Annotated in this window: 1 protein-coding gene; it reads left to right on the forward strand. The window is 69.8% G+C overall.

Annotated features, from left to right (window positions below; genetic code table 11):
• The coding region (locus A5673_RS09515; protein WP_156748045.1) for an HNH endonuclease signature motif containing protein at positions 1 to 885 on the forward strand (885 nt) is incomplete at both ends.

An 885-nucleotide genomic window follows, 5' to 3' on the forward strand; every position in this document is an offset into this window, starting at 1 on the left:
GGCCGGCGCGTCGATGAGGCCGAGGATCTCGGCGAGCGCCGGGCACTGACCGGTGAGCCGCTGGCACCCAAGCTGGCCGCGACCGCCGCCGCCCAGCGCCAGGGGTTGATCGGCGACGGGCACATCAAGATCATCCGAGGTTTTGTCGCGCATTTGCCCGCCGCCGTGGACGTGTTCACCCGGGCCGACTCCGAAGCCGACCTGGCCGGCAAAGCCCGCGGGTTTCGCCCAGATGAGTTGGCCACATACGCCCAACGACTGATGGGCGTTTTGCATCCCGACGGGGAGTTCAGCGATGCCGAGCGGGCCCGCCAGCGCGGCATCATCCTGGGCGCCCAGCAATACGACGGGATGTCGCCCATCAGCGGGCTGATCACCCCCGAGCTGCGGGCCGCCATCGAAGCCCTGGTCGCCAAGCTCGGCGCCCCCGGCGCCTGCAACCCCGACGACGAGCTACCCGTGGTCGATGCGACACCCGGCGAGGATGCCGTGCGCCGCGACACCCGTACCCAACCCCAGCGCAACCACGACGCATTCCTGGCCGGCCTGCGCGGCCTGTTCGCCTCCGGCGACCTGGGCCGCCACAACGGGCTACCGGTGTCGATCATCGTCACCACCACCCTGCAGGACCTCGAGGCGGCCGCCGGCAAAGCCCTCACCGCCGGCGGCACCCTGGTGCCCATGTCCGATGTGATCCGCTGGGCCGGCCACGCCCACCACTACCTGGCCATCTTCGACAAGGCCAAATCACTGGCCCTGTACAGCACCAAGCGGATCGCCTCCCCCGCGCAGCGCATCATGCTCTACGGCAAAGAACGCGGCTGCACCAAACCCGGCTGCGACGCCCCCGCCTACCACAGCCAGGTCCACCACATCAAAGGCTGG

Origin of the sequence: Mycobacterium sp. E3198 (assembly GCF_001667015.1) — a bacterium.
In the GTDB taxonomy this organism is placed as follows: domain Bacteria; phylum Actinomycetota; class Actinomycetes; order Mycobacteriales; family Mycobacteriaceae; genus Mycobacterium.